Source organism: Haloprofundus halophilus, assembly GCF_003439925.1.
GTDB lineage: Archaea > Halobacteriota > Halobacteria > Halobacteriales > Haloferacaceae > Haloprofundus > Haloprofundus halophilus.
Genome location: NZ_QQRR01000001.1, coordinates 1,022,985 through 1,047,636 on the forward strand (window position 1 = coordinate 1,022,985; position 24,652 = coordinate 1,047,636).

A 24,652-nucleotide genomic window follows, 5' to 3' on the forward strand; every position below is an offset into this window, starting at 1 on the left:
TCAGTACAGCTCCGAGACGAACGGACCGAGCGCCCCCGCGACGGCGGTCGAAAGCGCCGCCTCGCGGTCGATTCGGCCGCCCGTCAGCGCGCCCGCGGCCCCCTCTCCTTCCGCGATTCCGGTGGTGCCGAGCACGTCGTCCATCACCGGACCGAGTTCCTCGCCGCCGCGGATTCGGGCGGCGACTCTCGACGGGAGGCGGACGCTCGGTCCCGCGCCGCGGCCGACTCGGACACCGTCCGTGACCGCCGCCCACATCACCAGATACAGCCCCGCCGCCCCGTCGAACGACGCGACGCCGCCTTCCAGTCCGACGCCGTAGTCGTACGCCTCCCTCTCGTCCTCGCCCTTATCGTACGCCTCCCACGCCCGCGTCTCCGCGCCGGCTATCGTCTCGGTGTGGCCCCTCGGCTGTTCGGAGACGCCCGAGGAGACGGCGACTGCGTCGACCGTCGCGTCCCCGACGACAGTTTCCACTGCGGCTCTCTTGACCGGGTTCTCGCTCCCGACGACGACTCGCATACCACCGACTCCTCACGAGGAGTTATCGATGTATCGGAATCGGTGAACGAACGGGAAGCGGAGGTCAAAGTCGATGAACGAACGGAAAACGAGGGTCGGGGCCGAGAGCGCCCGTCAGTGCAGTATCTCCGCCAGCCTCTCGATGCCGTCGACGAGTCGGGGGCTCGGTTGGTTCAGAAGCGAGTCGTCGACGACGTGGACCTCCGGGTCGACCGCCCACGCCCGCTCGCCGACGACGCCCGGGTCGACTCGCTCGCCGCGGCCGCAGATGTGGAGAATCGCGTACTCCGGGTTCGCGTCGACGACGCGCTCGGCGTCGACCTCGCGGGAACGCTCGCCGGGGTCGACGAACGGGTACCGACCCCCGGCGGCGACGACGGCGTCGGGGACCCAGTTGCCGGCGGCCATCGGCGGGTCAGACCACTCCTCGCAGTAGACGACGGGTCGAGGTTCGTCGGCGACCCGCTCGGCGACGGCGTCGAGGCGCGCTTCCGCGTCGGCGCGGAGGGTTTCGCCCGCCTCCGGACGGCCGACCGCTTCGCCGACGGCGACGAACGTGTCGAGGACGTCCGAGAGCGTCGCCGGTTCGACGTGGTGGACGCGGTACCCTCGGCCGTCGAGTTCGTCTCTGATCTCCCGCTGGAGCGCGTCGCTCGTACAGACCAGATCGGGGTCGAGTTCCGCGAGCCGGTCGTAGTCGGGGGTGAGCCACCCGCCAACCGCGGGAACGTCGACGTCGCAGTGGGTCGTCGCGCCGAGCAGACGGTCGCTCGCACCCATCGCGTCGAGCGTCGCCGTCGCACTCGGTGCGAGCGACACCACGTCGGGTCGCGCCGTGTCGGGGTTGGTCATCACTCCCAGTGGGTCCCGCGAGTTCAAACCACTGGCGCAATTTTGAGTATTTTAATGTTGTGATATTCATTTACGAATGGCTGTTTGAGCGGCGAGTCGACGGAAATCGCGCCCAACACCAAACCACTTATATGAAACACCGTCCTGAAACGGACAAGGACCGCTCTGGACGCTCGGCCCACGTTCTTTGGCCCGTCTCGACCCGGAGCAGTAGCCGTCTCACACAATGAGCGAACGGACGTACACCAGACGAACGGACGAACAGGAGAGAGAGAAACCCGAGAGCGACGAATCGGTGCGGTGTCCGGAGTGCGGCGGACACGTCGTCACCGACACCGAACACGGCGAGACGCTCTGCGAGGACTGCGGCCTCGTCGTCAGCGAGGACTCCGTCGACCGCGGCCCCGAGTGGCGCGCGTTCGACGCCCGCGAGAAGGACCAGAAGTCCCGCGTCGGCGCGCCGACGACGAACACGATGCACGACAAGGGGCTGTCGACGAACATCGACTGGCGGAACAAGGACGCCTACGGCAACTCGCTCGGCTCCCGACAGCGCCAGAAGATGCAGCGACTCCGCAAGTGGAACGAGCGCTTCCGCACCCGCGACTCGAAGGAGCGCAACCTCAAACAGGCGCTCGGCGAGATCGACCGCATGGCGTCGGCGCTCGGGCTGCCGAAGAACGTCCGCGAGACCGCGTCGGTCATCTACCGCCGCGCGCTCGGCGAGGACCTGCTCCCCGGCCGCTCCATCGAGGGCGTCGCCACCGCCTGCGTCTACGCCGCCGCGCGGATGGCGGGCGTCCCCCGCAGCCTCGACGAGATCGCCGACGTCTCCCGCATCGAGAAGAGCGAGGTCGCCCGGACGTACCGCTACGTCGTCCGCGAGCTGAAACTCGAAGTGAAGCCCGCCGACCCCGAACAGTACGTCCCGCGCTTCGCGTCGTCGCTCGGGCTCTCCGAGGAGGCCGAGCACCGCGCCCGCCAGTTGCTCAAGAACGCCAAGGAGAAAGGCGTTCACTCGGGTAAGTCGCCGGTCGGACTCGCCGCCGCCGCCGTCTACGCCGCGGCGCTTCTGACCAACGAGAAGACGACGCAAGCCGCCGTCTCGGACGTCGCCGACATCAGCGAAGTCACCATCCGCAACCGCTACCACGAACTGCTCGAAGCCGAAGACGGCGTCGGCGTCGCGTAACGCGGAGCGCTCTTTTCGGTCAATCGCGCCAGTACGTCCGCGTCAGGAGGACGAGCACGGGGATGATTTCGATACGGCCGACCCACATGAGCACGACCATCACGAGCTTCGTCGTCGCCGGGAACTCCACGTAGCTGCCGAACGGTCCCGCGAGACCGAACCCGGGACCGATGTTGAGAAACGTCGCGGCGCTCGCGCCGAGCGCCTCCAGTTCGGTGAGCGAGAGGCCGACGCGGGCGGCGTCGACGATGACGAACACCGTCGCGCAGGCGAAGATGACGAGGTTCAGCATCGTGTAGGCGTACATCTGCCGGATGCTGTCCTCGTCGACGATGCCCTCGTCGAGTCGAACCGGACGGACCGCGCTCGGGTGGACCGCGGTGAAGATGTCCCGACGGAGCGACTTCACGATGACGAGCCACCGGAGTAGTTTTATCGAACAGGTCGTGCTGCCGACCATCCCGCCGAAGAACATGCAGAGAAAGAGCACGTTCTTCGCCGACGGCGACCAGAGGTCGAAGTTCGTGCTCGCGTAGCCCGTCGTCGTCAGGATGGAGACGACCTGAAACGTCGCGTGGCGGAGCGTCTCCTCTATCGAGTACTGCTGGTGGGGCTCGACGAACAGCAGGCCCGCGACGAGAAGCGAGAGGAACGCGACGACGCCGACGTAGACGCGGAACTCCTCGCTTCGCAGCGGGGCGTCGTACTTGCCCCGCGTGACGCGGTAGATGATGACGAAGTTCGTCGCGCCGACGAACATCACGGGGATGTACGCCCACTGGACGGCCGGCGAAAACGCGGCGATGCTGTCGGCGCGCGGCGAGAAACCGCTCGTCGAGATACTCGTGAACGCGTGGTTGACGGCGTCGAACAGCGTCATCTCGGGTGCGAACCCCGCGAGGTGGAGCGCGTACACCCCGGCGACGGCCGCTACGGTCAACCCCAGATACAGCGTCCCGAGCAGGCGGGCGGTCCCCTCGATGCGCGGCGTCAGTTTGCGGACGCTCGTCGTCGCCGTCTCCGTCTCCATCAGCTGCGCGCCGCCCACCGACAGTTCCGAGAGGACGGCGACGGCGATGACGAGAATCGAGAGACCGCCGAGCCACTGGATGAGCGACCGCCACAGCATGATGGGGCGGGAGTGGGCGTCGAAGTCGACGATGACCGTCGCCCCCGTCGTCGTCGTCCCGCTCATGCTCTCGAACAGCGCGTTCACCGGGTCGGCGATGACGCCGTTGCCGGCGAGCACGAACGGAATCGCGCCGACGACCGGGAGGACGAGCCACGTCAGCGCGACGATGAGATACCCCTCCCGGGTTCCCGGTTCGGTGTCGGAACTGACCCGTTCGAGCGGTGCGCCGACGGCGACGACGAGGGCGAGCGTCACGGCGAACGGCATCACGTCGACGCCCTCGTACAGCGCGAACAGCAGCGGAATCGCCAGCGGCACCGAGAGATATTTCGTTATCTTGCCGATGAGCGCGAGACTCCCCCTGACGTCGACGCGGAGCGTCGAGAGACCGAAACTGGACAGCGTCGGGCGGGACACGACTGCGAGAGGGTCGCCGATTCCCATGAGTTCACCGGTCGGTTCCGAGCCGAACTCGGCGAACTACCGCCGCACGTCGCCCGCTCGGTTCCGCTCACGGACTGCGACGGACCCCAAACACTACATAACAACGAGCTCACAGGTAAGTCGTGCAGACAGAACACGTCCATCGACTCGGCGACGCTGCGGCGATGGACGACGTGGATACGGGGTCCGTCGAACTGGTGGTCACGTCGCCGCCGTATCCGATGATTTCGCTGTGGGACGACCTCTTCTCCGCGCGCGACCCGCGCGTCGCCGACGCGTTGGCGGCGGGCGACGCCGACGCCGCCTTCGAGCGGATGCACGCACAGCTCGACGCGGTGTGGGACGAGATCGTCCGCGTGCTCGCTCCGGGCGGGGTCGTCTGCGTCAACGTCGGCGACGCCACGCGGTCGATAGGGGGGGCGTTCCGACAGTTTCCGAACCACTCGCGGGTGCTGTCGGCGCTCCGGGAGCGGGGACTCCGTCCCCTCCCGGACGTGCTCTGGCGGAAGCCGACGAACCGCCTGACGAAGTTCATGGGGTCGGGGACGTTACCGCCGAACGCCTACGTCACGCTCGAACACGAGTACATCCTCGTGTTCAGGAAGGGCGGTCCCCGCGAGTTCGAGGCGGGCGACGACTGCCGATACGAGAGCGCTTTCTTCTGGGAGGAGCGAAACGAGTGGTTCTCGGACCTCTGGACGCTCACCGGCACCGACCAGACGCTGGCGGCGCCCGGCGACGGCCGTAAGCGTTCGGCTGCGTTCCCCTTGGAACTGCCGCTCCGACTGGTCCGCATGTACTCGGTGTACGGCGACACCGTGCTGGACCCCTTCCTCGGGACCGCAACGACGACGTTGGCCGCGATGCTCGCGGGGCGCAACTCGGTCGGCTACGAGCTCGACGCGACGGTGCTCGAGGCGTTCGACCGCCGGCTCGACGGACTCGCCGAGCGGTCCCGAGAGCGGACCCGAGAGCGGGTCGCCCGCCACGAATCGTTCGTCGCCGAGACGGACGCGGAGGTCGCCTATCGCGCCACCAACTACGACTTCCCGGTCGTGACGAAACAGGAACGAGACGTTCGACTGTACACGGTCTCCAACGTCGACGTGGTCGACCGAGTCGAAGACGGGCGTCGGTACGTCGTCTCGCACGTTCCCTACGAGAGGTAACCTCGGACACCGTCCGTGCTCGGACTTCGGACAACGGGTCCATTTTTGACCTCGGCGACCCGTGTGAGCGCATGGAGTTCGACTCGTTCACGCTGGCGGCCAGTACGGACGACCTGGGACCAGCGCAGGAACTGGCCGTAGTGCGAGAACACGCCGATATCGTCGAGTTCCGGTTGGACCTCGCGGGGGACCCGCTGGAGGCGCTCGACGACTACGACGGCGACCTCCCCGTACTCGTGACGAACCGCCCAGAGTGGGAGGGTGGAGAGGCGTCGGACGACGGCCGACTGGCGACGCTCGAAGCGGCGTTCGACCACGACGCCGTCGTCGCCGTCGACGTCGAACTCGCGGCGCTCGGCCCTCACGGACCGGACGTCCCGAGCGCCGTCGACCTCCGCTCGACCGCCAGAGAACGCGGCCTCACCGTCGTCACGTCCGTTCACGACTTCCGGAAGACGCCGGCGATGGACAACCTGCGGAGCCTCCTGTCGGCGGCGTGCGAGGCGGGCGACGTCGGGAAACTGGCGGTGACGGCCGCGGACCGCGCGGACAGCCTCGCGCTGCTCTCGGTGACCCACGAGGCGACGGCGGCCGGTCACCAGGTGGCGACGATGGCGATGGGCGAACCGGGCCGCCACACGCGCGCCGTCGCGCCGGTGTACGGGTCGAAAATCGGCTACGCGCCGCCGCGCGCCGAGAACGCGACCGCTCCCGGACAGTACGACCTGCAGACGCTCGCCGAGTTGGTGCGACGGCTCTAACCGCGTCGCCAGCGAGCGGAGGCGTCTCACTGGGCGAACCAAATATCAAAAAATAAGTATTTACACCCGGTCAGAAGTTCGCGTAGAACCCACTAACTTATGCCTCGTGGCTCTGGACGTTGGGGCCATGACCGACACACCCCGGCGCGCGCTCGTCGCCGCCGTTCTCGGGACTGTGTTCGCCACCGTCGGCATCGCGGGCGTCGCCCACCTCTACCTCCGGCGGTGGCGTCGCGGCGTGGGTTGGTTTCTGTTCGTCGGCGGCAGCGCCGTCGCGCTCGTGTTCGCGCTGAACCCCTCGACGCTGTCGATATCGGCGGTGCTCGCGGAGCCGGTCGCGGCGCTCGCGTCGGCGAACGTCGAACCCGCGGCCGTCTACCCGCCGCTTCTGGTGCTCCTGGGTCTCAGCGTCTACGACGCCTGCCGCATCGCCGTCAAGCCGGCCGCGTCGGGTGACGCGGACGTCGCCTGTCCGGTCTGCGGCTATCCGCTCGACACCGAACTGGAGTTCTGTCACTGGTGTAGCTCGGCTATCGTGTGGTCCGAACCCGGCGCCGAGTCGGACCGCTGACCGTTCTCAGGCTTCGAGTATCTCGTCCGTATCGATCTCGGGAACGACGAGCGTGCCGTCGAACGCCGTCACCGCTCGTCCGCCGACGCGGACCTCGTCGCCGACGCGAACCCGAACGCGACCCGGTCTGTCGACGAACTCGCCCTGCTCGAACTGCATCTCGTCGGGGAGCGTGTCGAACGCGCCGACGTGTTCGAGGTACGCCCCGCACGCGCCGCTGGCGGTCCCGGTGACGGGGTCCTCGGGGACGCCCGCGCCGGGCGCGAACATCCGCGCGTGCAGCGTCGACTCGGCGTCCAACGTATCGAAGCAGAACAGGTAGACGCCGGTCGCGTCGTGTTCGTCGGCCAGTGCGGCGACCGCGCCCATGTCGGGCGTCGCGCCGCCGACCGCGTCGAGGAAGTCGACGCCGAGGACGAGAAACGGGAGGCCGGTGGAGGCGACGGCCGCCGGGAGTTCGTCGGCGACCGCCCGAAACGACTCGACGGGGACGCCGAGCGCCTCGCTCGCGCGCTCGTAGTCGACGTCGACCGGTCGGACGGTCGGCCGTGACTGCGTCATCCAGACGACGCCGTCGTCGGTGAGTTCGATTTCGAGGTCGCCGACGTTCGTTTCGAGCGTGTGAACGCCCGCGTCGAGGACGCCCTCCTCGGAGAGATGCGCGTGCGCCGCGACGGTCGCGTGACCGCAGAGGTCGACCTCCTGCGTCGGCGTGAAGTAGCGAACGCGTCGGTCTGCGCTCTCCGAAGGGCGGAGAAACGCCGTCTCGCTCACCGACAGTTCGCGGGCGACCGCCTGCATCTGTTCGACCGAGAGGCCGTCGGCGTCGGGGACGACGCCGGCGGCGTTACCCGCGAGCGGTTCGGTGGTGAACGCGTCGACCAACAGCGCGCGACGAGTGTCCATGCGCCCACCACCGGCCGGGGGACAAAGAAAGTACCAGTCGGCGAGTGTCGGTGCTGACGGCGACGCACCGACGGTCCCGCGAGGACGAGTAGACGGCCCAGCGCGGCCTCGGGGTCGTCCGTCGGGAACTCGCGCGGAGAAACGCGCCAAAATAGTATCCTGCGGTGTTACCTCAGCCGTCTCCGCCGCGACGGGTTACGCCGCCGTATCGGTCGACTCGTTCGTGCTCGTCTCCGTGGTAGTCGGTTCGGACGTGGTGGTCGTGGTTTCAGTCGTCTCGGTCGGCGTCGACGTGGTAGTCGTCGTTTCCGTCGGCGTCGACGTCGCGGTCGTGGTTTCGGTCGGTGTCGACGTGGTCGTCGTTTCGGTCGGTGTCGACGTGGTGGTCGTCGTTTCGGTTGGTGTCGACGTGGTCGTCGTCGGTTCGGACGTGGACGTCGCGGTTTCGGTCGTCTCCGTCGGCGTCGACGTCGCGGTCGACGTTGACGGCGAACCGCACGCTTCGACGCTCTCGGTTATCGCCGAGGTCTCCTCGTCCTCGACGGGCACCGACTCGCCAGTGTCGCTGCGGACCGCCTCGGTGACCACGTAGTACTGGTCACCTGCCGACCCGCCCAAGTCGAGGTCGATGGTGGTCGACTCGCCGGGACCGAGTTCGACGTTACCGCTCGTCCCCGCCTCTTGGACGGTGTAGCTGTACGTCACCGCGAACTCGTTGGGGTTCGAGACGGTGAGTTGACCGCACTGGTTCGAACTGTCCTGAATCGACTGCACCGACGGCGACGTGGAGGTCGTCGTCTCGGTCACTACGGGCGAACTCGTCTCGGTCGGCGTCGAAGTCGTGGTGTCGGTCGGCGTCGACGTCTCGGTCGTCTCCGACGGAGCACAGGCCTGGACGCTCTCGGTTATCGCCGAGGTCTCCTCGTCCTCGACGGGCACCGACTCGCCGGTGTCGCTGCGCACTGCCTCGGTGACCACGTAGTACTGGCCCTCGGCGACACCCAGGTCGAGGTCGATGGTGGTCGACTCGCCGGGACCGAGTTCGACGTTACCGCTCGTCCCCGTCTCTTGAACGGTGTAGCTGTACGTCACTGCGAACTCGTTGGGGTTCGAGACGGTGAGCACACCGCACTGGTCCGAACTGTCCTGTATCGGCTGGACCGCCGGCTGTTCGGTCGTCGTCTCGTCGGCGTCGTCGGCGTCGTTCGAACCGCCGGCGTCAGCGGAGTCGTCGGTACCGCCGTCGCCGCCGGCGTCGTTCGAACCGCCGGCGTCGTCCGTTTCAGTGTCGTCAGAACTACCGGCGCTGCTGTCGTTCGTAGCGGTCGTCGGGGACTCCGTCGTCGCGTTCGTCGCATTCGTCGTCGTCGCGTTCGTCGCGTTCGGCGTCGTCGCGTTCGTCTCGTTGGTGACTACCTCGGTGCCGGCGTCGCTGCTCGAATCGTTGACCGGGGAGAGCGACCCGGCGTCGAACTGCGACGCGAAACCGGAGCCGATGGCTATCGCGCCCAGGGCGACGACGAGGAGCACCACCAGTGGTACGTACTGTCGTTTGGAACCAGGGTCGGGCATTGCCTGCGGCAAGAACTAGTACCCCCTTTGTTATGGGCAGCCGTTCGATTGTTTCGGCCGTATGGGTCGGCATACTGTTCTGATAAGCCGACCGTACGACCGCCGGACCGAACCGCGATTGCGCGCAGTTCGAATCGCGCCGAACGCTTTTACTCGAAGCGGCCGTAGTGTGAACGAAATGACGAGAACAGCGACGCGCGGAGATGACAATCGATGAATATGCTCGTCGACGGCGAGTGGACCACCGACGCCTACGAGTCGACCAACGACGAGGGGGAGTTCGACCGACAGGAGACGTCGTTTCGGGACCGAATCCGAGACGACGAGGACGCGACGTATCCCGTCGAGGCGGGTCGGTACCATCTCTACATCTGCCGGGCCTGCCCGTGGGCGCACCGAGCGGCGATGACGCGTTCGCTTCTGGGACTCGAACACGCCATCTCGCTCTCGCTGACCGAACCCGTCCGCATCGACGACGGTTGGGAGTTCTCCGAACAGTTTCCCGACCCGCTGTACAACGAACCGTATCTGCGAGACGTCTACGTCCGCGCGGACGACGAGTACACCGGCCGCGTGACGGTGCCCGTTCTCTGGGACCAGAAGGAAGAAACCATCGTCAACAACGAGTCCGAGGAGATAATGCGGATGCTCGACACGGAGTTCGGCCGTCTCGCCGAGCGCAACGTCGACCTCTACCCCGAAGGGTACCGAGACGAAGTCGACCGGCTCATCGACGACATCTACGAACCAATCAACAACGGCGTCTACCGCGCCGGGTTCGCCGACACGCAGGACGCGTACGACAGCGCCGTCGACGACCTGTTCGACGCCCTCGACCACTACGAGAGCGTTCTCGACGACCAGCGGTATCTCGCCGGCGACGTGCTCACCGAAGCGGATCTGGCGATGTTCGCCACGCTGGTCCGCTTCGACCACGTCTACCACACCCACTTCAAGTGTAACCGTCGAGCGATTCACGAGTATCCGAACCTCTGGAACTACACGAAGGAACTGTACCAGCTGCCCGGAATCGCGGACACGGTGAACCTTGAACACATCACCGAACACTACTACCGGAGCCACGGCGACGTGAACCCCAAGCGATTGGTCCCCACCGGGCCGGACATCGACTTCTCGGAACCGCACGACCGGGACCGTCTCGCGGGGGGACCACCGGACGCCCTGTTCAAGTAGCTTCTTCGCACAATCATTTTTCGGAGACGTTCTCTCGAACGCAACGTTCGCCGAAACCTTTCGAGGCTTCGTGCTGAGTTCTCACAGGGAGAACACACGTGATGAACAACCGACGAGAGACGATAGACGAAGCGAAGCGCGTCGCCCGTACGCTGTTCGACGAGGAACTGACCGAGTCGTCCGGCGGCGATTCGAACGCGGAGTCGGAGCCGTTCGACGTCGAACGGTTCCTCCGAACGCTCGCAGGGCAGGACACAGAACAGAGTCGCGAGCGACGGACGGGGAAACAACTGGTCGCGGGTTCGCTCGTCGCCCTCGGCGTGCTCCGTCGACTGGCCAGAGACGAACGAGTAGAGCGGTTGCTGGCGGAGACGAGCGTCACGGAACGGGAAACCGAAGCGGAACCGACGCCCGAGGAGTCGTCCGAGTCGCGGTCGGTCGTCGGGACGCTCCTGCGACTGCTCGCGTTCGCGGTGGTCGTCGCCGTCGTCGCCTACGCCGTGCGAAAACGCCGTGCAGGGGGCGACTCCGAACCCGACGCGACCGAACGCGACATCACGGAGACGAACGTCGCCGAGGAGGACGTGATGGGAGCGAGCGCCGCCGAGGAAGCGGACGTCGACGAGATGGTCGACGCCGTCGAGGACGACGAGGGCGACATCTCGCCCGAACCCGGCGAGACGGTCGTCGAAGACGACGTCGTCGAGGCGGCGACGAACGAGGACGAAAGCGAGGGCGAGGACGAAATCGGAGACGACGACGAAAGCGAGGGCGAGGACGAAAGCGAGGGCGAGGACGAAATCGGAGACGACGACGAAAGCGAAGACGAAGGTGAGCACGGCGACCAGACCGCCGGTGAGGCTGCACTGGAGACGGAAGAGTCGGACGACGAGACCGAGACCGAGGGCGAGGAGAGCGACTCCGAGTCAGATTCGGGCGGTACCGAGGGCGAGTCGCCGCTCGAAGGAGACGGGGAAGCGACGAACGAGTCGCCCAACCAGTGAGCGCGTCGGCGACGCGTCCTCACACGGCCACGAAGCGCCGCTTCGGCTCGTTTCCTCCGGACGATTCGGTTTTCGGGAGTGAAGTGCGTCGGCGAGCGACGCCGTCCGCGTAGCTCTACGGCTGTGTCGTGCCGTCTCGAATCGCTCGCTCGGCGTCGGCCAGCGCCGCGTCGGCGTCGAACTCGTCGACGATTCGTTCGAGTTCCTCGCGGGGTCGCTCCCGTAGCTCGCGGGCGTGTCGGGTGACGTTCGGCACCGCGCGGACGATGTTGTCGACGACGGGGATAGCCGCGGCCTGCGCCGACCGCGACATGGGGTTGAGGTCGACGACGATTTCGATTTTCCCCATCGCCGCCAGCGCCTCCGCTCTGTCGCCGTCTTCGAGGGGGACCAAGACGACGTCGGCGTCGCCGATGCCGTCGGCGTCGACTTTCGCGCGTTCGTGTGAGAGTCCGGGGATGCGGCCGTCGGCAGTCAGTCCCTTCACGTCGGTCGCACCGTGGTCGCGCAGGTGGTCGGCGATGGCGGTCATCCGCTCGTCGGTGCGGTTGAACAGGTTCACTTCGAGGTCCGCGCCGACGACGTCGGCGAGTTCGACCAGTTCGCCCGGGCAGAGCGCGGCGACGTTGCCGTTTATCGACAGCACCGGGTGGTCGGCCAGAAGTAACTGCGCGGCGGCCGCGCGCTCGGCGGCGTCGGCGCTCTCCGTCGTTCGCTCGCCGAGGAGGTAATCGAACGCCTCGCCGCGTCCCTGGGCGATGAGCCCCTGCCTGCTGGTGATGCCCTCGTCGACACCCTCCTCGATGCGGTGTCGCGTCAGCAACGACTCGTATCGGGGGTGGTCCTCGGGAATCTCGGTCATACCCGCGATTGACGGGGGAGGGTAAAAACCGGTGCTACTCGCGGTGCGGTACCGAAGGCGAAGCGCCGTCCGCTACGAGCGCGGCCGAGTCGTCGTCGAGCAGTCGTGCGCCCGAGGGGTGGCTCTGACAGACCGCCGGGTCGTAGCCCGCCTCCGAGAGCCCCGTTCCGAGCGCGAACACCGAGTCGCCGAGCATCGCCATCGACGCCTCGCCGTCGACGGCGTTCACGTCGCGTATCGCCTCCTCGACGCGGTCGGTGAGCAGTCCGGCTTCCCGGGCGAAGCGACGCGACGCGAACATGAACCGGTCGAGCGTCGGCCGCTCGACGAGACTCGACAGCGCGCGACTCCCGGCCTCCGAGAGCCGGGTGGTGTCGCCCGAGAGCACGTCCTCGGTGGAGAGCTCGCCGAACGTGACGTACTCGACGCGGGTCTGGGCGGGTATCCCGTCCAGCAGTCCCTCGCCGGGTGCGCCGGGTTCGAGGCGAATCGGCACGCCGCCGTGCGCCTGTGCGACGACGTCGCCGAGACCGGTTCCCGACTGTACATCCGCGCCGTGGGCGAGCGTGACGAGTTCGTTCTCCGAGAGCGCCCGGTCGAAGACGCCGTTGGCCGCCAGCGCCGTCCCGAGCGCCATCGCGCCCGAGACGCCGAAGCCCGCGCCCAACGGTAGCGACGTGTCGGCTTCGACGGCCGCCGTCACCGAGAGGGCGTCGAGAACGCGTTCGACCGGGTCGACGTCGATCGCGTCGCCGCCGAGCGTCACCGTCGTCGTCGTCGCCGGTCGGACGCGGACGGTGACGCCCTCGGAGAGCGTTACGCCCGCTCCGCGGGACCCGGCGACTCTCGGGTCGTCGTCGGGGTGGGCGCTGAAGAATCCGGTCACGTGGCCCGGAACGAACGCTACTACCTCGTCGGCCATACTCGGTCATCCCCCCGCCGCAGGTTTAACAGTTACAATCCCGACCGGCCGTCGCTCCGGCCGTTCGCGTCGATAAATGGCGCATTTCCGTTCGGTAGTGTGCTACATCTACTCGGATCGAAACCGCCGCAGATCGGGGGCTGAGCGAGTCTGTCGGCGGTCGAGCGGACTGAACGCGGGAAACGGTCGCGCCGCTTTTTACGCAATCACGTCGTCGTCGATGATGCGACCAGCGGGTCGCAGACAACTGACGGAGGACCCACCGATGGCAACTAACATCACCGAAGACGACGAGGGAAAGAAGGTCGTCGCCGACGACGGCGACACCGTAGGCATCGTTGCCGATGTTGAACACGGAACCGCGTACGTCGAACCGGACCCCGGACTCACCGAGAAGCTCAAATCGAAGCTCGGTTGGGGTGAGAGGGACGAGGACACGTACCCGCTCCAGGAGGAAGCCGTCGAAGCGGTCACCGACGACGAAATCAGACTTCGTCGGGACGTGTGACGCTCGGCGCGTCTGTCACGCCGTCCGCAACCTAACTCGCCGGACGGTCGGCTAGCCAGACATGCATCACTCCCGGACGCACCGGCGTTTCGCGTCCAGTCCGTCGGTTTTCACGGGAAACGAGTCGGCGGTGACGCCGGCGGTCGCACGCGACCGCCTCTATCGATTCTGCGCGTCGAAGACGACCGCCCAGCGCCGCTGCTGCGGCGTCAGCGTTGCTGTTCTGCGACGTTGCGTTGTCAACGTTGCTGTTCTGCGAACGCGACGCGCGCGTTCGGATGCTGGTCGGCGTCTTCGGCGAGGACGCCCTCGTCGCGGAGCGCCTGTATCTGGGCCTTCGTCTCTGTCGGGTTGAGTTCGCCGAGGACCGCCGTCGCACCGAGGAGGAGACTCCGCGGGACGCCGGTCCCCGCGCCGCCCACGTCGAACGCGTCGGTGCTGTCTCCGACGTCGTCGAGGATGACTTCGAGATATCGCCTCACGTCGCTTTCTCCCCGGAGGTCCTCGTGCCAGCGCTCGGGGTACGTACTCACTCGGCCGTCGCCGACCGCGTACAGCGCGTCGTCGTCGACCCACGAGGTGGCGTCCGTCCGCCGTTCCTCGATTGCGGACGGAACGCTCCCGGCGTCGATTCGCGCGCCGTCCGCCTCCAGTCCCTCGGCGTACGTCACGACGCGCGACGGGTCGACACCGAGACGGTCGCTCCGCTCGTGTCGCTCGATGAGTGCGACGAGGTCCGTGACCAGCAGCGTCCGTCCGCGGTCGCCCGCTTCTTCGAGTACGTTTTCGTTGAGTCCGGGCATCGAACCGAGTTTGGGAGTGAACGCGAATAAGTCGCTTGGCCGCCTCAACTATCTGTCAGTATCGTCGACACGGAAGCGGATTCGTCGCTGTCGGGCCTTCGAGTGACGCAAAAGATGAGCGGTCGTCGGTTCGGTCGTCGCCTACGGCGACAGTCGCTGCCTGTCACGCGGGAACAGAACCGCTTCGCGGATGTTCTCCAGCCCGAGCATCGTCATGATGAGACGCTCGCCGCCGAGGCCGAAGCCCGCGTGCGGGGGCATCCCGTACTTGAACATCTTCGTGTAGTAGTCGAACGACTCGGGGTCGAGCCCCTGCTGTTCGAAGCCGGCGACGAGTTCGTCGTAGCGGTGTTCGCGCTGCCCGCCGGAGACGAGTTCCATGTTCGGGTGCATCATGTCGAACCCGGTCGAGAGCGTCTCGTCGTCGTCGTGGTCCTTGATGTAGAACGGCTTGATCTCGCTGGGCCAGTCGGTGATGAAGTAGTGTTCACCCACGTCGTCGCCGAGCGCCTTCTCGCCCTCGGTCGGCAGGTCGTCGCCCCAGACGAGATGCTCGTCGAGTTCGCCCGACGCGTTGATGCGCTCGATGGCCTCCTCGTAGGTGAGCCGCGGGAACTCGCCGGCGGGGGCCTCGAACTCGTCTTCGAGTCCGAGCGCTTCGAGCTGACGCTGACAGTTCTCCTCGACCGCTTCGTACGCCGCCTTGACGACGGCTTCGCAGACGTCCATCGCCTCGGTGTGGTCGATGAAGGCCGACTCGAAGTCGATGGAGGTCGCCTCGTTGAGGTGACGCGGCGTGTTGTGCTCCTCGGCGCGGAAGATGGGGCCGACCTCGAAGACGCGCTCCAGACCGGAGCCGACCATGAGCTGCTTGAACAGCTGCGGCGACTGGTTCATGAACGCCTCTCGGCCGAAGTAGGTGATGGGGAACAGTTCGGTTCCGCCCTCGGTGCCCGTGGCGACGATCTTCGGCGTGTTGATCTCGGTCGCGCGCAGGTCGCGGAACCGCTCGCGGACGGCGCGCTGTACCTCGGCGCGAATCTCGAAGATGGCCTTCACCTCGTCCTTGCGGAGGTCGAGCGTCCGGTTGTCGAGGCGCGTCGGCAGTTCGGCGTCGACCTTGCCGGAGGGGTCGAGCGGCAGTTGCGGGTCCGCCTCGGCGACGACGTCGAGGCTCTCGGGGACGACTTCGACGCCCGTCGGCGCGCGCGGCTCCTCGCCGACGTCGCCGGTCACCGAGATGACGCTCTCGCGGTGGACGCCGAGGCCGGTCTCGACGAGTTCCTCGTCCATCTCGTCTTTCTCGAACTTGACCTGAATCTTCCCGGTGGTGTCCCGCAGGATGAGGAATGCGATGCCGCCGAGGTCACGAACCTCGTGGACCCAACCGGCGAGCGTCACCGTCTCGCCGGGTTCGGCGTCAGCTGCGTACGTTCGGTTGTGCATGTCTACGCGTTCCGCGTCGGGAGGTTAAAAACGACCGATTCCGCCCGGAGCGCGCGACGGGTCGCCAGTCACCGTGTCTCACGCACCGGCCGGAACAAAACACATTTGCACCTGTCGGTAACCTCTCTGGTATGTCGCGGGAACTCGACGACCTCGACCGCTACATCATCTACGCGCTTCAGGGCGACGCCCGCGGGACGACCGCCCGAGAGATCGCCGAGATGAAGGGGGTCTCCGCCAGCACCGTACGCAACCGAATCCGCCGACTCGAAGAGGGAGAGATCGTTCGGGGGAGCCACCTCGACATCGACTTCGAGGCCGCCGGGTACCAACTGTACACGCTCATTCTCTGTACCGCCCCGATTCCGAAGCGCGAGCAACTCGCGCGCGAAGCGTGCGACGTCGACGGCGTCGTCTCGGTCCGCGAGATAATGACCGGCGACGAGAACGTCCACATCACCGTCGTCGGCGAGGACAGCGACGACCTGAGCCGAATCGGTCGCGACCTGAGTTCGCTCGGCTTCGAGATCGTCGAAGAGGAACTCATCCGCAACGAGTACACCTGCCCGTACACGCCGTTCAACGAAACTACGGACGAGTAGTCGCGTTCTTCGGTTCGGTATGCCTCTCCGCGGAGCGACGGCTCCGGCGCTTCGATCCGCCGCCTCTCGGAGTGCCGCCGGATGCGCTCGCCGACGTCGCGACGAGAGACGGTTGCGGACGCGTTCACGTCTTTACGGACGCGTTCACGTCTTTACGGACGCGTTCACGTCTTTACGGACGCGTTCACGTCTTTACGGACGCGTTCACGTCTTTACGGACGCGTTCACGTCTTTACGGACGCGTTCACGTTTCGACGACCGACAGACCGAACGATGCGTCGCTTAGATTGGAGTATCTTCAATTGTGTAATAAATACTATAACGAATAGTAGATGCGAAATCAGCAAAATATCGCCTTCTTTATGCCGTTTCAGGAGCAAGAACCGGATATGAGAGTTCCCGCACGGCAGTCGAGCGACGAAACGTCGAAGGTGGGCGGACGGGCGCGGATTCACCTGGCCGAAGGTCAGTGCCGAGGCCCGGGTCGTCTCGGGCCGCGCCGGGTTCCGCACGCGGACGCGGAGAACCGCGTCTCGGAGGTGAACTGAGTGGTCGAAGCGTCCGAGATCAACATCCTCGGCCTCCTGTTGGTTCTGGCCGTCGCGTGGGTGTTCGGTGCGCTCGCGGAGCGGTTCGGCTATCCCGCGATGATGGGTGAGCTGTCGGCGGGGCTCCTCTTCGGTCCGCCGATACTGGGGATCATCCAACCCTCGGAGGTGTTGGCGGTGCTGTCGGAACTCGGCGTCTTCCTCCTGATGGTGTACGTCGGCACCGAAGTCGACCTCCACAAACTGTTCGAGCTCGGGCCGCAGGCGCTTCTCATCGCCGTCGGCGGTTTCGTCATCCCGTTCGGCCTCGGCTACGCGGCCGGCGTCGTCCTCGGGGTGTCGGTGGGAGCGGCGCTGTTTCTCGGACTGGCGATGGCGGCGACCTCGCTGGCGACGAAGTCGCGCATCCTCTCCGACCTCGACCTGCTCGACACCCGCATCGCGGGGGTGCTTCTGGGCGGCGCACTCGTCTCCGACGTGGGCGTGCTCGTCGCGTTCGCGGGCATCATCGGCTTCGTCGAGGCCGGGTCGGTCGACCCGCTGAGCATCGCCGTCATCCTCGGCAAGGCGCTGGCGTTCTTCGCCGTGACGCTGTTCATCGGCGACCGCTTCCTCCCGCCGATGTGGACGAAACTCGAAGCGCTCCGCGAGCAGTACGGCTTCGTCGACAAGACGACGGCGTTCACGTTCGCGCTACTCGTCGCGCTGGTGTTCGCCGAACTCGCCGCGCTGGCGGGCCTCCACATGATCATCGGCGGCTTCATGGCCGGGATGTTCCTCCGGCAGGCCGACATCACGCCGGGGCTGTACGAGCACATGGAGAACGTCATCTACGACCTCGCTATCGGCTTCTTCGCGCCCATCTTCTTCGTCACCGTCGCCTTCGAGTTGACGTTCGACGTGTTCACGCAGAACCTCGGACTGCTCGTGCTGCTGGTCGCCATCGCGTTCGTCGGGAAGATCGTGGGCTCGTGGCTGTTCTCGCTGCCGACGAAGCTCACCTCCCGCGAGGGGCTGGTCATCGGCTTCGGGATGAACGGCCGCGGCACCGTCGAGATAATCATCGCCTCCATCGGCCTGTCGGCGGGCATCATCGACCAGCAGATGTTCTCCATCCTCGTCTTCATCGCCATCTTCACGACGGCGCTCGTTCCCGTGACGATGACGTGGGGCGTCAAACTCCTGGAGTCGGCGGGCGAACTCGTCCGACTCGACGAGGACGAGACGGCCAGCACGGCGGACTGACCGCTCTCGCCGACCGGAGAGCGAACCGAACCGAACCGAATCCGCGGAGAAGAGCTACTCGGCGTGGGCGTCCTTGACGCCCTCGACGGTCTCGCGGACCGCGTCGACGCCCTCGTCGTGCAACAGGTCGCCGACGACGATAACGTCCGCGTGCTGTCCCATCTCGTAGGCGGCGTCGTAGCTGCGGATGCCGCCGCCGTAGAATAGCGTCGAGTCGTCGAGCGCGTCCTGCGCGGCCTGCACCTTCTCGGTGTCGCCGTACATGCCGGAGTACTCGACGTAGACGATGTCCTGGCCGAACATCTTCTCGGCGACGGCGGCCCACGCGGCCACGTCGTCGACGGTCTGGTCACAGTCGGCGTCGGTGAGTTGCGCGACGGAAGCCTCCGGATTGAGGACGATGTACGCCTCGGTGTGCGTGCGCTCCCAGTCGAGGCCGTTCTCGATGCGGACCCACTCCTTGTGCGCGCCGGTGACCCAGAAGGAGTCGCCGGCGTTGAACACCGTCGGGATGAGGTAGCCGTCGAGGGCGTCGTCGTCGACGACGACGCCGGGGTTCGACGGTTCCTGGTACAGCGGCACGTCGTACTCGGCGCAGGCGTCGACGACGCGCTGCATCTTCTCGGTCGTGATGTCGAGCGTGCCGCCGATTTCGATGGCGTCGGTGCCGGTCTCGCAGGCGTCGGCGAACGTCTCGCCGTCGACGAGCGGTTTGTCGGGATCGATTTTGAGGATGTGGTCCCACGATTCCCACGGCAGAGTCATTGGACTGTGTACTCCGGGGAGTCGTTAAAAAGAGTGCGGAACGAATGGCTACAATTCGGCGTCGAAGCCGTGAAGTGCACGATGTTCTCGGAGATAGATCTTAGCAGGGTGGTATCTTTCATCGGGAGGGAGTATGAGTTTCGTTCCCTCAAGCGAAGAGAATTCTGCAAATCCAGCTACCTGAGGTCGATGTTTAACTAACAGCGTAAGATCATCTCGAAGACCCAACCAACCATTGTCAAAGGCCCAGTGGTGAAGTTTGCAGAGCGAAAGTCCATTCCTGAAGTCGTCTTGTCCGTTCTCACTTCGAGGGTAGATGTGGGCGGCCTCCACTTCAGGGCGGCCACTTGGAGTCATCCGGTTGGCTCCACAAACTGCACATTTGTATTCGTATAGCTCCTTTATACCACTACGAAAGGCTGCAGATCGTGCCTTCCGGGTTGTAGTCTTCTCTTGCCGTTCCGGCTCGGTAAGTTCAGGGGTTCGTTTGACCTTTTCGTGTAGTTCACTATCTGCTTTCTCGAATGTATCTGGACGAACGTCTTTGACTCCATAACCGAGAAACGAGCGGACGCTTCCGTACTTCTCTCTAATGTTTCTCAGACCACGGTCGTTGAGTCGCATGAAATTCTGAGGATGTCCTCTACTGTGTCCAGCGTGCTCGTGGTGTACCTCAGTACTATCAATCTGGACCGCTACAACATCTGTGAGATAAATAACGTGTGGCCAGAGTTCGTCGTCATCCCGAAGCCCAATTTGGTAATCTGTCCAAAGCTCGGCTGCCAACTCTCGATTTTCTTCGGTACCGATGACGCGTCCTGCCAACGTATATCGCTTTGCTCCGGTGTAGAACAGTAGAATATCTCCTCTAGCCATTTGATCTGTATACTTTTTGCCACCGGGCGAAACGCCCCAGACAGAGACGCTGTCCCCGAAGTCCTTGCTCGTGTATTGTTTGTAGACCGCTGCGGGAACACCACCAACAACGGTTTCTTGAAGATGATCTGCGGCGTTTTGATTGCTACAAGGGGCTAGAAAGACATTACCGACAGCGGACATATCTTTAGAGAGTTATTGCTATCTGATCACTCTTTCTAAAGGAAATATTAGACTCTAATCGGCTTTCGCCTGCCAATCCCGAATCGTGTCCGCGCCCACGCCCTCGACGCTCGCGGCCACGTCGTCGGGGTCGGCGTCTTTCAAGCCGGGCACGTCCGCGATTCCGGCCTCCCTCAGTTTCTCGGCCGTCTTCTCGCCGATTCCCGAGATGCTCTGCAGTTCGTCGCCGCCGACCTGCTGGGCCTGGTACTCGCGGTAGTTGCAGATGGGACAGCCGAGTTCCCACGGTTCGTCGCCGTTGTGAACCACGAGGTGGGGAAGTCCGTGTTCCTCGCACTCCTCGTCGGTGACTTCTATCTCGCCGCGGCGCGGCAGCGGCAGCGAGTAGTCGCACTCCGGATAGCGCGTACAGCCGACGAGCCGAGAACCGGAACGCAGTTGCTTGATTGCCAGTTCCCCCCCATGCTCTTGGCCGCACTCGGGACACTCGCCGATTATCAGGTCGTCTTGTTCGTCGGCTTCGTCGGCCTTGCACTGCGGACAACCGTGGACGAACGTCTTCCGTCCGGCGAGCATCTTCACGTGGTGGAGGCCGTGCTCCTCGCACTCGTCTTCGAGGATGAGCGGCTTGCCCGTCGACGGGAGCGGGAGGGTGTACTCGCAGTCGGGGTAGCCGTCGCAGCCGACGAAGTACGAGCCGTAGCGGCTCTTCCGGACGAGGAGGTCCTCGCCGCACTCCGGACACGGGCCGAGCGTCTTGTCCGCCTTCAGGGATTTCTGCAGCTGCTTACCCAACTCGTCGCCCGACTCCATCAGCCCCTCGAAGACGGTTTCGAGCATCTCGCGGGACTCTCTCGTCACGTCCTCGAAGTTCTTCTCGCCGTCGGCGATGGCGAGCATGTCGGATTCGAGTTGGGCGGTCATCTCCTCGCTCACGATGCGGTCGGCGAACTCCTCCGAGGCGCTGACGACTGCGCGCGCGAGGCGGGTCGGCCGCGGCGGGTCGCTCTCGATGTAGTTTCTGTCGTACAGTTTCTGAATCACGTCGTGGCGGGTCGCCTTCGTCCCGATGCCCATCTTCTCCATCGTCTCGATGAGTCGCGACTGGCCGTAGCGCCGCGGCGGTTGGGTCTGTTTGGCCTCGAAGCGCGTGTCGGTGACGGCGAGCTCCTCGCCCTCGGAGACGTCGGGGACGAAGCTCTCGGTGTTGTTGAAGTACGGGTAGACGGCGTGGTAGCCCTCCTTGACGAGCCGCTTCCCGTTCGCCTTCAGCGACAGCGGGTCGCCGTCGGCGTCGACGTCGGCGACGACGCGGAGGTGCTCCCACTTCGCCGCCTCGGCGACGGTGGCGAAGAAGCGCCGGACGACGAGTTCGTACACCTCGTACTCGTCCTCGGAGATATCGGCCGAAGACGGCAGTTCGCCCGTCGGGTGAATCGGCGGGTGGTCGGTCGTCTCCTCGTCGCCTTCCGTCGGGTCGAGTTCGTCGAGTTCGAGCAGCGACTCGGCGTCGTCGCCGAAACGGCGGGTACCGACGAACTCCGAGACCAACTCCTCGGGATCCAAATCGTCGGGGTAGACGGTGTTGTCGGTGCGCGGGTAGGTGATGTAACCCGCCGTGTAGAGGTCCTCGGCGATGCTCATCGCGCGCTGGGCGGAGTAACCGATGCTCCCCGCCGCGCGGATAAATTGAGTCGTATTGAACGGCGCAGGGGGCTTGTCAGTCCGCGTGCGGCGGCGAACCGACTGCACCGTCGCCGACGACGCAGTCCGGAGCGTGTCGTACACCTCGTTCGCCGTCTCCTCGTTCCAGACGCGCTCGGCCTCGTTGCCGTCCTCGTCGGGGTAGAAGTACTGCGCCTCGAAGTTCTCTCCAGACTCGCTTTTTTCGAGGTCCGCGAACAGCTCCCAGTAGTCCTCGGGGTCGAACGCGTCTATCTCGCGCTCGCGGTCGACGATGAGCTTTAGCGTCGGTCCCTGCACCCGGCCGACGGAGATGAAGTCGTCGCCGAGTTGGCGGGCCGACAGCGAGAGGAAACGCGTCAGCGCCGCGCCCCAGACGAGGTCGATAATCTGTCGTGCTTCGCCCGCTGCCGCGAGGTCGAAGTCCAGGTCTTCCGGATTCTCGAACGCCTCGGTCACCTCGTTTGTGGTGATGGAGGAGAAGCGCACCCGGTCGATGGGGACGTCCTCGTTCACGTCGCGGACGAGTTCGTACGCCTCCTTCCCGATGAGTTCGCCCTCGCGGTCGTAGTCGGTGGCGATAGTCACTTTGGAGGCGTGGCGGGCGAGTCGTCGCAGTGCGGCGACGATGTTCTCCTGCGTCGGGTGTTTGTCGATGGGCGCGTCGATGAGTTCGACGGGTTCGACGTCGCGCCAGTCGTTGTACTCCGGCGGGAAGTCGACGCCGACGACGTGGCCCGACAGCCCGATGCAGCGCTTGCCGCCCCACTTGTAGACGTTGACGCCGTTCATCCGCTCGGCGTCGGCGGACTCGCCGCTGAGGATGTCGGCGATCCGCCTCGCGGCGTTGTCCTTCTCGGTGATTATCAGTTCCGGCCCCTTGCTCATTGGCAGGCGATATGCGAAGGGGCGGCCTAAACCTTTCGCGGTCGTTCACGGCGAAACCGCAAGCGGGCGTGGACGCGCGCACGTGGGCCTCGCGCGGCGCTCGCATGCTCGCGCGCGTAGTCGACTGTACGAACGTCGCGACGGGCCGGTTCAGACGTGCTCGTCCAGGAACGCCCGAATCCGCTCGAACTCCTCGACGAGGTTCGAGCGCGTCGTCGTGTGGTGGCCCTCGTCCTCGAAGACGAGTTTCTCGACCGGTACACCGCGTTCGCGCACGCGCTCGACGATCTGCTCCGTCTCGCCGACGGGGACGCGCGGGTCGTTCGCGCCGTGCTGGACGAACAGCGGGCACTGGATTCGGTCGACGTCGTGAATCGGACTGATGGCTCTCAGCAGCTCTCGGTTCTCCAGCGAACCGTACTCGGCGCTGCGGTGGTCGCGCCGCCACTCGCCGGTGTTCTCCAGAAACGTCTCGAAGTCGGCGATGCCGACGAACTCGACGGCCGCGGCCCAGACGTCGGGATACTCGGTGATGGCGGCGAGCACCATGAATCCCCCGTAGGAGCGGCCGTAAGCGACGATTCGGTCGGAGTCGACGGCGTCCCGCTCGTACAGCCAGTCGACGGCTGCTCTGATATCCTTCACCGAGTCCATCCGCTTCTCGCGGTCGTCGAGGTGGGTGTACGCCTTCCCGTAGCCCGACGACCCGCGGACGTTCGGTTCCAACACGGCGTAGCCCTCGTTGAGGAAGAACTGCTTGGTCGGGTAGAACCACGGCCGTCGCTGGTGCTCCGGTCCGCCGTGGATGTCGACGATGGCCGGCGTCGCGCCCGGTTCGGCGTCCTCGGGGAGCGTCCAGTACGCGGGTATCTCGCGGCCGTCGAAACTCTCGTATCGTACCGTCTCGGCGTCCCGGAACGTCGACCGGGGGATACCGACGGTGTCCAGCGGCGTCCACCGCGTCGGTTCTGCGGTCGCCGCGCAGTCGTCGTCCGACGCCAGTTCGCCGACGTAGACGCCGAACGGTTCGTCGTTCGCCGAGAAGGTGAACGCGAACCGCTCGCCGTCGGGACCGAGCGTCACGTCGGTAGCGACGCCCTCGCGGAGGTCGACTTCCGTCGCGTCGACCGCCGTCTCGTCGGTGAGTTCACCCGCGTACAGTTCGGAGTAGCCGTCGACGTTGCGGCCGTAGACGACCGTTCGAGAATCGCGGTCGAAGGCGAACTCCTCCAGATTCCACCCGCCGCCGTCGACGACCGCGTCGATCGTTCCCGATTCGAGGTCCAGTCGACCGAGGTAGCTCGTATCGGCGTCGTGGTTCGTCACCAGATACAGCGCGTCGCCGTCGGGGCCGAACGCCACGCAGTCGTAGCTGGCTTCGCCCTCGGGGGTGACGACGCGCGCCTCGCCGGTTTCGAGGTCCAGAACCGGGAGCTCCTGGTCGAAGCTCGCGTGCGCCTCGCGGAGCGCGAGCCGCTCGCCGTCGGGCGACCACCCGAGCACTTCGAGCCAGCCGTCGGACTCGAAGACGCGTTCGGCGTCGTCGGGGCCGCCGTCGCGCGCCTGGACGTACACGTCGAACGCCTGCGCGTCGCGGCGGTTCGAGGTGAAGGCGAACTGGTCGCCGTCGGGCGACCAGCCGCCCCACCCGTGTATCGCCTCCGGACGTTCGGTCAGGCCGTGAGTCGTCCCGTCGGCGGCGTCGTAGCGGAACAACTGGTCGCGCTCGTCGCTGCCCCGGTCCATCCCGAAGACGAACTCGTCCCGTGTCGGCGACCAGTCGACGAACGAGATTCGCTCCTCGAACGCGGTGAGTCGCGTCGGCGGCGCACCCGCCTCGTCGAGCGTCCAGATTTGGGGGGTGCCGGTCGTGTCGCGGACGAACGTGAGACGCTCCCCGTCCGGTGAGAACGCGGGTTGCTGGGCGGCGTCGATGCCGAGGTAGCGAGCGACGTCGTACTGTGGCATGCTTGCACAGTGGCCGCGGGTCGGATAAGGATTC

General features: G+C 65.8%; 23 protein-coding genes. 10 read left to right on the forward strand and 13 right to left on the reverse strand.

Annotated elements, in window-relative coordinates; genetic code table 11:
- Complete coding sequence (locus tag DV709_RS05170; RefSeq protein WP_117592315.1) at positions 1-522, reverse strand: DUF84 family protein; 522 nt, start codon at positions 520-522, stop codon at positions 1-3.
- Between the two features lie 114 nt (positions 523-636).
- Positions 637-1,374 carry a cobalamin-binding protein gene (locus tag DV709_RS05175; protein WP_117592317.1) on the reverse strand — a complete coding sequence of 246 codons (738 nt, stop codon included), beginning with the start codon at positions 1,372-1,374 and terminating at the stop codon, positions 637-639.
- 226 nt (positions 1,375-1,600) lie between these two features.
- Here DV709_RS05175 and DV709_RS05180 point away from each other — a divergent pair, with 226 nt between their 5' ends.
- Positions 1,601-2,566 carry a transcription initiation factor IIB gene (locus DV709_RS05180; protein WP_117592319.1) on the forward strand — a complete coding sequence of 322 codons (966 nt, stop codon included), beginning with the start codon at positions 1,601-1,603 and terminating at the stop codon, positions 2,564-2,566.
- Between the two features lie 19 nt (positions 2,567-2,585).
- On the opposite strand, the gene DV709_RS05185 is transcribed toward DV709_RS05180, so the two are convergent.
- Positions 2,586-4,142, reverse strand: a complete 1,557-nt coding sequence (locus DV709_RS05185; protein WP_117592320.1) for a TrkH family potassium uptake protein — start codon at positions 4,140-4,142, stop codon at positions 2,586-2,588.
- 122 nt (positions 4,143-4,264) lie between these two features.
- Between DV709_RS05185 and DV709_RS05190 the strand changes: the two genes are divergently transcribed.
- From DV709_RS05190 to DV709_RS05200, 3 genes are all read left to right on the forward strand, one after another.
- Positions 4,265-5,311, forward strand: coding sequence for a DNA-methyltransferase (locus DV709_RS05190; protein WP_394338682.1), 1,047 nt, complete (start codon positions 4,265-4,267; stop codon positions 5,309-5,311).
- Positions 5,312-5,382: 71 nt separating this feature from the next.
- Positions 5,383-6,072 carry a type I 3-dehydroquinate dehydratase gene (locus DV709_RS05195; RefSeq protein ID WP_117592322.1) on the forward strand — a complete coding sequence of 230 codons (690 nt, stop codon included), beginning with the start codon at positions 5,383-5,385 and terminating at the stop codon, positions 6,070-6,072.
- Positions 6,073-6,199: 127 nt separating this feature from the next.
- Positions 6,200-6,643 carry a zinc ribbon domain-containing protein gene (locus tag DV709_RS05200; protein WP_117592324.1) on the forward strand — a complete coding sequence of 148 codons (444 nt, stop codon included), beginning with the start codon at positions 6,200-6,202 and terminating at the stop codon, positions 6,641-6,643.
- 6 nt (positions 6,644-6,649) lie between these two features.
- Here the strand turns inward: DV709_RS05200 and DV709_RS05205 are convergent, their stop codons facing one another.
- Complete coding sequence (locus tag DV709_RS05205; RefSeq protein ID WP_117592326.1) at positions 6,650-7,549, reverse strand: PhzF family phenazine biosynthesis protein; 900 nt, start codon at positions 7,547-7,549, stop codon at positions 6,650-6,652.
- Positions 7,550-7,744: 195 nt separating this feature from the next.
- On the reverse strand, positions 7,745-9,121 hold the full coding sequence (locus tag DV709_RS05210) for a hypothetical protein (RefSeq protein ID WP_157972645.1): 1,377 nt from the start codon (positions 9,119-9,121) through the stop codon (positions 7,745-7,747).
- Positions 9,122-9,334: 213 nt separating this feature from the next.
- On the opposite strand from DV709_RS05210, the gene DV709_RS05225 reads away from it, so the two are divergent.
- Both DV709_RS05225 and DV709_RS05230 read left to right on the forward strand, forming a co-directional pair.
- On the forward strand, positions 9,335-10,315 hold the full coding sequence (locus DV709_RS05225; protein WP_117592332.1) for a glutathione S-transferase family protein: 981 nt from the start codon (positions 9,335-9,337) through the stop codon (positions 10,313-10,315).
- Between the two features lie 101 nt (positions 10,316-10,416).
- Positions 10,417-11,319 carry a hypothetical protein gene (locus DV709_RS05230; protein ID WP_117592334.1) on the forward strand — a complete coding sequence of 301 codons (903 nt, stop codon included), beginning with the start codon at positions 10,417-10,419 and terminating at the stop codon, positions 11,317-11,319.
- 115 nt (positions 11,320-11,434) lie between these two features.
- Here DV709_RS05230 and DV709_RS05235 read toward each other — a convergent pair whose 3' ends face one another.
- A complete protein-coding gene (locus DV709_RS05235; RefSeq protein ID WP_117592336.1) occupies positions 11,435-12,181 on the reverse strand; it encodes a 4-phosphopantoate--beta-alanine ligase in 747 nt (248 codons plus the stop codon).
- 34 nt (positions 12,182-12,215) lie between these two features.
- Positions 12,216-13,103 (reverse strand): pantoate kinase, encoded by an 888-nt coding sequence (locus tag DV709_RS05240; protein WP_117592337.1) that lies wholly within the window; start codon positions 13,101-13,103, stop codon positions 12,216-12,218.
- A gap of 265 nt (positions 13,104-13,368) precedes the next feature.
- Here DV709_RS05240 and DV709_RS05245 point away from each other — a divergent pair, with 265 nt between their 5' ends.
- Positions 13,369-13,611, forward strand: a complete 243-nt coding sequence (locus DV709_RS05245; protein ID WP_117594122.1) for a PRC-barrel domain containing protein — start codon at positions 13,369-13,371, stop codon at positions 13,609-13,611.
- A gap of 239 nt (positions 13,612-13,850) precedes the next feature.
- Here the strand turns inward: DV709_RS05245 and DV709_RS05250 are convergent, their stop codons facing one another.
- Both DV709_RS05250 and aspS read right to left on the reverse strand, forming a co-directional pair.
- Complete coding sequence (locus tag DV709_RS05250) at positions 13,851-14,414, reverse strand: hypothetical protein (RefSeq protein ID WP_117592339.1); 564 nt, start codon at positions 14,412-14,414, stop codon at positions 13,851-13,853.
- Positions 14,415-14,555: 141 nt separating this feature from the next.
- Positions 14,556-15,860: an aspartate--tRNA(Asn) ligase gene (gene aspS, locus DV709_RS05255; protein WP_117592341.1), complete on the reverse strand. Its 1,305-nt coding sequence runs from the start codon at positions 15,858-15,860 to the stop codon at positions 14,556-14,558.
- A 131-nt stretch (positions 15,861-15,991) separates the two neighbouring features.
- Here aspS and DV709_RS05260 point away from each other — a divergent pair, with 131 nt between their 5' ends.
- From DV709_RS05260 to DV709_RS05265, 3 genes are all read left to right on the forward strand, one after another.
- Positions 15,992-16,462: an Lrp/AsnC family transcriptional regulator gene (locus DV709_RS05260; protein WP_117592343.1), complete on the forward strand. Its 471-nt coding sequence runs from the start codon at positions 15,992-15,994 to the stop codon at positions 16,460-16,462.
- Positions 16,463-16,851: 389 nt separating this feature from the next.
- Complete coding sequence (locus DV709_RS17610; RefSeq protein WP_157972646.1) at positions 16,852-17,010, forward strand: hypothetical protein; 159 nt, start codon at positions 16,852-16,854, stop codon at positions 17,008-17,010.
- On the forward strand, positions 17,011-18,255 hold the full coding sequence (locus DV709_RS05265; RefSeq protein WP_117592345.1) for a cation:proton antiporter: 1,245 nt from the start codon (positions 17,011-17,013) through the stop codon (positions 18,253-18,255).
- A 54-nt stretch (positions 18,256-18,309) separates the two neighbouring features.
- Here DV709_RS05265 and DV709_RS05270 read toward each other — a convergent pair whose 3' ends face one another.
- The 4 genes from DV709_RS05270 to DV709_RS05285 all read right to left on the reverse strand — a co-directional run bounded on the left by DV709_RS05270 (position 18,310) and on the right by DV709_RS05285 (position 24,618).
- On the reverse strand, positions 18,310-19,020 hold the full coding sequence (locus DV709_RS05270) for a phosphoglycerol geranylgeranyltransferase (protein ID WP_117592347.1): 711 nt from the start codon (positions 19,018-19,020) through the stop codon (positions 18,310-18,312).
- 48 nt (positions 19,021-19,068) lie between these two features.
- Positions 19,069-20,079 (reverse strand): HNH endonuclease, encoded by a 1,011-nt coding sequence (locus DV709_RS05275; RefSeq protein WP_117592349.1) that lies wholly within the window; start codon positions 20,077-20,079, stop codon positions 19,069-19,071.
- A gap of 54 nt (positions 20,080-20,133) precedes the next feature.
- On the reverse strand, positions 20,134-22,650 hold the full coding sequence (locus tag DV709_RS05280; protein WP_117592351.1) for a DNA topoisomerase I: 2,517 nt from the start codon (positions 22,648-22,650) through the stop codon (positions 20,134-20,136).
- A gap of 150 nt (positions 22,651-22,800) precedes the next feature.
- Positions 22,801-24,618, reverse strand: a complete 1,818-nt coding sequence (locus DV709_RS05285; protein ID WP_117592352.1) for a S9 family peptidase — start codon at positions 24,616-24,618, stop codon at positions 22,801-22,803.
- Positions 24,619-24,652: the final 34 nt, after the last annotated feature.